General features: G+C 62.2%; 7 protein-coding genes. All 7 read left to right on the top strand.

The genetic code is table 11. The features are described 5' to 3' along the window. Nucleotides 1-396 precede the first annotated feature (396 nt). Nucleotides 397-1074 carry a DUF502 domain-containing protein gene (locus H5U38_11915; GenBank protein ID MBC7187729.1) on the top strand — a complete coding sequence of 226 codons (678 nt, stop codon included), beginning with the start codon at nucleotides 397-399 and terminating at the stop codon, nucleotides 1072-1074. 169 nt (nucleotides 1075-1243) lie between these two features. After that, complete coding sequence (locus H5U38_11910; GenBank protein ID MBC7187728.1) at nucleotides 1244-1558, top strand: hypothetical protein; 315 nt, start codon at nucleotides 1244-1246, stop codon at nucleotides 1556-1558. 149 nt (nucleotides 1559-1707) lie between these two features. After that, the gene (locus H5U38_11905; protein ID MBC7187727.1) at nucleotides 1708-2847 is read left to right on the top strand and encodes a dipeptide epimerase; all 1140 of its coding nucleotides are present in this window, start codon (nucleotides 1708-1710) and stop codon (nucleotides 2845-2847) included. A gap of 28 nt (nucleotides 2848-2875) precedes the next feature. Further along, entirely contained in the window at nucleotides 2876-3874 is a 999-nt protein-coding gene (locus tag H5U38_11900; protein MBC7187726.1) for a Gfo/Idh/MocA family oxidoreductase, read from the top strand. Nucleotides 3875-3927: 53 nt separating this feature from the next. After that, nucleotides 3928-5058 carry a lipid-A-disaccharide synthase gene (gene lpxB / locus H5U38_11895; GenBank protein ID MBC7187725.1) on the top strand — a complete coding sequence of 377 codons (1131 nt, stop codon included), beginning with the start codon at nucleotides 3928-3930 and terminating at the stop codon, nucleotides 5056-5058. A 36-nt stretch (nucleotides 5059-5094) separates the two neighbouring features. Beyond that, nucleotides 5095-5724 (top strand): lysophospholipid acyltransferase family protein, encoded by a 630-nt coding sequence (locus H5U38_11890; GenBank protein MBC7187724.1) that lies wholly within the window; start codon nucleotides 5095-5097, stop codon nucleotides 5722-5724. Continuing rightward, nucleotides 5711-6433: tetraacyldisaccharide 4'-kinase (lpxK, locus tag H5U38_11885; GenBank protein ID MBC7187723.1), on the top strand; the 723-nt coding region annotated here is incomplete at its 3' end. The genes H5U38_11890 and lpxK, both read left to right, overlap by 14 nt.

Below are 6433 nucleotides of genomic sequence, written 5' to 3'. Positions count from 1 at the left end.
CTGGCGGCGCTGCCACGCGTTCTTCGTGGGCTGCCCGTGAGAATGCGGAGCGCTTTTCGTAATGGTCGCCCGACTCGCGCCGCTCGGGGGCTTCTGCCCCCCGCTCCCACAGGCCCCTGCTGGCAAATGCGGACTGCTGGCCCCCAAGTGAACCGGCCGCGCAATGGGTTGGCGGTCATGCTCGTCCGTTCGCGAATGGGGAGCTTACCTTACCGGAAGAGTCTTTGGGGCAACAGCACACATTCGCCGTGGCTGCGTTCAGCATACGGTTGACTTTGAGGCTCGTCGAACAGCCATCGGAACTTGCGGCACGAGAATTGCAAAGCTTCAACAATGACGGCCTGCTTCTGCAGGCCCATCAAGTCGCAGAAGGTAGAACCATGGTGAGGTGTGGACGTGCGAGAGCTTTTGAAAAAAGTGGGCGATAGGTTCGTGGCGGGGCTTCTGGTGACGGTCCCCCTGGTTGCTACCGTGCTGGCGCTCAAATTCCTCTTCGGCGCCATCGATGGGCTGGTGGGTCCTCTACCGGAGCGGCTGTTCGGCCGCGACATCCCCGGGTTCGGGGTATTGGTCACCGGGCTGGTCGTGCTTTTCGTTGGTCTGCTCACGGCCAACCTCGCGGGCCGGCGCATTATTTCCTGGCTCGAGCGCATTTTTCAAGGGATCCCGGTGGTGAGCAGCATCTACACGGCGGCGAAGGAGATCACGCAGGCCGTGTCCCATCCGAACAAACTCCTCTTCAAGGAGGTCGTGATGGTAGAGTATCCCCGCAAGGGGGTCTTTGCCTACGGCTTCATCACCAGCGAGACCACGCGGCGTGAGCAGGGACGCTTGCTCCATCTCTACAACGTGTTCATTCCCAGCGTACCAGTACCGACCACGGGTTGGTTGGTGGCGTTCCCTGCGGACCAAGTCATCCGCCTGAGGATCTCCGTGGAGCGGGCCCTGAAGTTGATCGTTTCCGGCGGTATCGTGGCGCCTGGTGAGCTTGCGACCAAGCCTGCATCGCCAGTTTCTGAATGCGTCGTGCCAAGCCCAGACATCGAGCGGCAACCGGAGTTTGTGAGCTCCTGAGCTCGCTCCAATCTCCTGCGCGCATGGGAAAATGGCCCCGAGAGATGGAACACAGGAGAGCGCGGTCCCGCGCGTCCTCCTTTGCCTACATATGACGGCCACGCTGAAGAATGCATGGGCTTGGATCACTTCGCACCTGTCGCCTGCGCGACTACGCGGCGGGCTGTTGGTGGGCCTCGGCTACCTGCTGTCGCCTCTTTCCTGGTGGAACGACGCGGCCCTCAACATCCCCTTGGCGTGGGTGCTCGCCAGCATGGTGCAACGGCTCATTCCTGCCAGTTTCTCGGTGCTCTTTGTGGGTTTCTACTGGCTCTCCAATCTGGCTGGCTTTGTGTTGCTCCACGTTGGCGCCAAGGAGCTGTTCGGCTCCTACTTTTCCGGGCGCAAATGGCTCACCGTAGTGGTGACGACCCTGCTTTACACTTTGGGCATTCTCCTCCTTCTCAATCGGGGTATTCTCCGTCCACTCCCCATCCAGCTCTGAGGGTAATAGCCACCCCGCATGGTGTCGCGGCCAACACGCACGCGCGCTGAGCTGGAGAGATTTTCCTTGCCTTTTGGAAAAAATTCCCTATCTTTAGAAAGGCAATTTGCGGAGCCCGGCTCCGAGGTCGTCACTGAGGAGGAGAAAGCATGCTCATGTCGCGCAAGGAATTCTTTGAGAAAAGTGGCAAAGCCGTCTTGGCCGCTGGGGCCATCGGTGCTGGAATGAGCGCCCTCGGACCCACGGGATGCAGCTCATCGTCAGGCTCCTTCACCCTGACCTACAAGACCATCCGCCTCCAACTGAAGCACGCTTGGACATTGAGCCGCAGCACCAGCACCTACAAGGACAACGTCTTCGTCAAGCTTGAGAAGGATGGCGTCTTTGGCCTCGGCGAGGCAGCACACAACGTGCGCTACAACGAGACGCTCGAGTCCACCATCCAAACTATCGAGTTAGCGCGCCCCATCCTGGAAAACTGCGATCCCTGGACTTTCGTGGACGTGGGCGAGGCCATCCAGAAGGTCTGCGAGGGCCAGACCGCAGCCAAGGCAGCCTTGGACATGGCGCTGATGGAGTGGATCGCTAAGAAGCTCGGGCTCCCCTTCTATCGGTTCCTCGGCCTCGACCCGAAGAAAGCGCCGCGCACCACTTTCTCCATCGGCATCGATACGCCGGAAGTGATCAAACAAAAAGTACGCGAGGCAGAGCCCTACCCGCTGCTCAAAGTGAAGATGGGCGGGCCCAACGACGAGGAGATCCTGGCAGCCATTCGCAGCGTGACCGACAAGCCACTGCGGGTGGACGCCAACGAAGGCTGGAAGGACAAAGAGGTTGCGATCAAGAAGATCGAATGGCTGGCCAAGAACGGGGTGGAAATCGTCGAGCAACCCATGCCCAGCGCCATGCTCGAAGAGACCGCCTGGGTGCGCGAACGCTCGCCGCTGCCCATCATCGCCGACGAGAGCGTGAAGAGCGCGCACGACATTCCTATGTTGGCGCAGGCGTTCGACGGCATCAACATCAAGGTGGACAAGGCGGGTGGCCTGCAGGAAGCGCTGCGCATGATCTGGATGGCGCGTTCTCTGCGCATGAAGATTATGTTGGGATGCATGATTTCCAGCTCGCTGTCCATCACCGCCGCAGCCCATCTCTCACCGCTGGTGGACTATCCAGACTTGGACGGCAACTTGCTCATCGCCAACGACCCGTTCCAGGGCGTGAGGGTCAGGGACGGCTGGCTGATCCTGCCGGATGGACCGGGCTTCGGCGTAAAGGGAGCGTTCTGAGCCTTTCATGGCTCGTGGAGGGCAATCAATGGAGAAGCTACGCATTGGCGTCATTGGCGTAGGCAAGCTTGGGACCTACCATTGCCAGGCATTGACGCGCATGCCGTCCGTGGCCTTAGTGGGCGTGTACGATGCCAGTGAGGCCGCTCGCCATCAAGCATCCCTGACCTTAGGAGTGAAGCCCTACGACAGCATGGATGACCTGCTGGGAGAAGTCGACGCGGTAACCGTAGCGGTGCCCACAGTGGCGCACCTGGACGTTTGCCGTCGTGTCTTGGCGAAAGGGGTGCACGTCTTCGTGGAAAAACCCATCGCTAGCTCGGTGCCCGAGGCGGAGGAGATCATAGCTCTGGCCAAGCAGCACAACCTCACCCTGCAGGTGGGTCATATCGAGCGTTTCAACCCGGCCATCCGCGCCCTGGAGGGGATCGAGTTAGCGCCGCTTTTCATCGAATCCCATCGCCTGGCCCCTTTTGACCCGCGCGGCACCGACGTGGCAGTAGTCCTCGACCTCATGATCCACGACATTGACATCATTCTCAGCCTGGTGCGCAGCGAGGTAACGCACATTGCCGCCAACGGCGTGGCCGTGGTTTCGCACGAGCCGGACATCGCCAACGCTCGCATCCAGTTCGCCAACGGCTGCGTGGCAAACGTGACCGCCAGCCGCATCTCGCAGCGGAAGATGCGCAAGATGCGGCTGTTCCAGCGCGACACCTACATCTCCATCGACTTTCTGCTGCACATCACCGAAGTGTTCCAAATGGTGGACTTGGAGGCGCCGGAGCCGGCAGAGAGCTTCTCGGCAATTCTGGGACAAGTGGACAAGGGCGCGCGGCGCCGCAAGGTACTCTACACCAAACTCACCCCACCGGAGACGGACGCCTTGCAGGCGGAACTGCAGGCATTTGTCCATGCGGTGGTAACCGGCACGCCACCGCCGGTGACGGGCGAAGACGCACGCCGGGCGCTGGCTGTGGCCAGCGACATCGTCTCCATCGTCAAACAGGGGATGCCGGCCAGTTGAGCGGCCACACCAAAGGCGGAACAACTCCGACAAGGCCTGTGCGCAGACGTTGCATGATCATCGCCGGGGAGGCCTCTGGCGACCTGCATGGCAGCAGCCTCGCACTCGCCTTGCGCCAGTTAGACCCAGAGCTGGAGCTGTTTGGCATCGGCGGCGACCGCATGCAACGGGCAGGGGTAGAACTCCTCTACCACGCCAGCCAGATGGCCTACATGGGCTTCACTGAGGTACTCAGGCACTTGCCGGCGCTGCGCCGCGCTTTTTCCCGCACCTTACACGAGGCCACAGTGCGCAGGCCAGACCTGGTGGTGCTCATCGACTACCCCGGATTCAACCTGCGCTTTGCCGAGGCAGCCAAGCGACGCGGCCTCAAGGTGCTCTACTACATCGTGCCCCAGCTTTGGGCATGGCGCAGAGGGCGTCTGACCAAGATGGCACGCTCGGTCCATGCTGCGGCGGTGATTTTCCCGTTTGAGGAGCCACTTTTCGCCAGTGCCGGCATCCCCACCACCTTCGTGGGGCATCCCCTGTTGGATGTTCTTCGCGTGACGGACGACAGGCAAGCCTTTTTTGCCCGCCATGGCCTCGACCCGCAGCGCCCCTTGCTCGCCTTGCTCCCGGGGAGCAGAATCCAGGAGGTGCGCAGCTTGCTGCCGGTAATGCTCCAGGCGGTGGACAAGCTTCGCCCCACCTTGCCAGGCCTGCAAGCGGTCGTGGCCAAGGCCGACACCGTCGCCGATGATGTGTACGCCCCTTTGCTGGCAGCACACCCTCATATCGCGACGGCGCGCGGCGATACCCACGCGTGCCTCAAGCATGCAGACGCTGCCGCGGTCGCCTCCGGCACGGCCACGCTCGAGGCGGCATGCCTAGGTACGCCTTTCGTGCTGGGCTACCGTGTGTCGTGGCTGTCCTACCAGCTGATGCGACGGCTGATTAGGATCCCGTACATTGGGCTTGTGAATGTCGTGGCCGGCAAACAGGTGGTGCGAGAACTTGTGCAGGGTGACTTTGCGCCCGAACCTTTGGCCGCCGAGCTGAACATGCTCCTCCAAGACCAGACGAGGCGCGAGGCCATGCGCCGCGAGTTGCGTCTGGTGGCCGAAAAACTGGGCAGTCCGGGAGCCGCCCGGCGCACTGCTGAACTCGCACTCCGGCTGATGGAAACTCATAGCGAAGAATGAAAGATGGGGCGCGGTCCTTGGCGGAGACTAAAGTTTGTGCTGGCCTGTAAGTTGGGCTGGTTGCTCATCCTGGCCATGGGGCACTTGACGCGCGTCCGTGCCGTAGGCCGCCAGAACTGGGAACGCGCGTTGTCCAGCGGTCGAGGGGTGCTGGTGATGGTGTGGCATGGCCGCATCCTTCTGCCCATCTACCTGCACCGGCGGCAAGGGATCATCCCGATGGTCAGTCTCCACGAGGACGGCGAGATGATCGCCCGCACTGTGGAACGGCTGGGCTATCGCACCATTAGGGGATCGAGTACGCGCGGTGGGCGCGAGGCCTTTCACCAGATGCTGGCGGCCCTCAGCGAAGGGGCCATCTGCGCCATCATGCCCGATGGCCCGCGTGGCCCGCGTCACCACCTCAAGCCAGGGGCAATCCGCCTGGCCCACCGTTCCGGCGCATATCTGCTCCCTGTCACCTTTTCCTGCGACCGTCCCATCTTTGCGCGGAGCTGGGACAAGTTCATGCTCTGGCGACCGTTCGCGCGTTCGGTCATCTTCTACGGTGAGCCCTTCGCCGTGCCCGCCCACTTGAGCGAGCCCGAGTTAGAAGAACTGCGGCAGAAGGTCGAGCAGCAAATGATTGCCTTTGAGAGGCAAGCCGATGAATATGTTCGCCACTAAGTGGCCGGCGGCCCTGCTCTTGCCGTTTAGCCTCTTGTACCTTTTCGTGACTTGGCTGCGCAACTTCCTCTACGAGGCCGGAGTGTTGCGCCAGTGGAAACTTCCGTGCGCCGTCATTGCCGTGGGCAACCTCACCGTCGGTGGCACCGGCAAGACCCCTATGGTCGAGCTCATTGCCCGCACGCTCCGCGACAGGGGCAAGCGGGTGTGCGTGATCAGCCGCGGCTACAAGCGCCGCCGCCGTGGCTTGGTGGTCGTCTCCGATGGCCACCAGACTTTAGCCGGGCTCGAACACAGCGGCGATGAGCCTCTCATGTTGGCCAAGAAACTCCAGGGTGTCCCGGTGATTGTGGACCGCGATCGCGTACGCGCTGGCCGCCTGGCCATTGAGCGCTTTGGCGCACAAGTGCTGGTGCTGGACGACGCCTTTCAACACCGGCGGCTGCGCCCTGACATCTCTGTCGTTCTTGTCGATGCCATGCGCGGCTTTGGCAATGGCTGGCTCCTGCCTGCCGGTCCTCTGCGCGAACCCGCCTCGCGGTTGGCAGCGGCGACTGTGGTCGTCCTGACTCGGGCGGAGGGCCCCCGTACCGATGTACCTATTGTGGCCAAGGTCCGCAAGTACACCCGCGCCCCCCTTCTGACGGCACGGCATGTGCCCGTGGACCTCGTCGGCGCCGACGGCACGACACGCGAGTTGCGTGCCCTG

The sequence above is a fragment of the Calditrichota bacterium genome (genome assembly GCA_014359355.1).
Taxonomy (GTDB): Bacteria; Zhuqueibacterota; Zhuqueibacteria; order JANLFK01; family Oleimicrobiaceae; genus Oleimicrobium.
This window is presented reverse-complemented; position numbering and strand designations above follow the sequence as displayed.

Excerpts from the sequence above, each read along its gene's own strand:
- H5U38_11905 (MBC7187727.1), top strand. The coding sequence starts at position 1,708 with ATGCTCATGTCGCGCAAGGAATTCTTTGAGAAAAGTGGCAAAGCCGTC.
- H5U38_11900 (MBC7187726.1), top strand. The coding sequence starts at position 2,876 with ATGGAGAAGCTACGCATTGGCGTCATTGGCGTAGGCAAGCTTGGGACC.
- lpxB (MBC7187725.1), top strand. The coding sequence starts at position 3,928 with ATGATCATCGCCGGGGAGGCCTCTGGCGACCTGCATGGCAGCAGCCTC.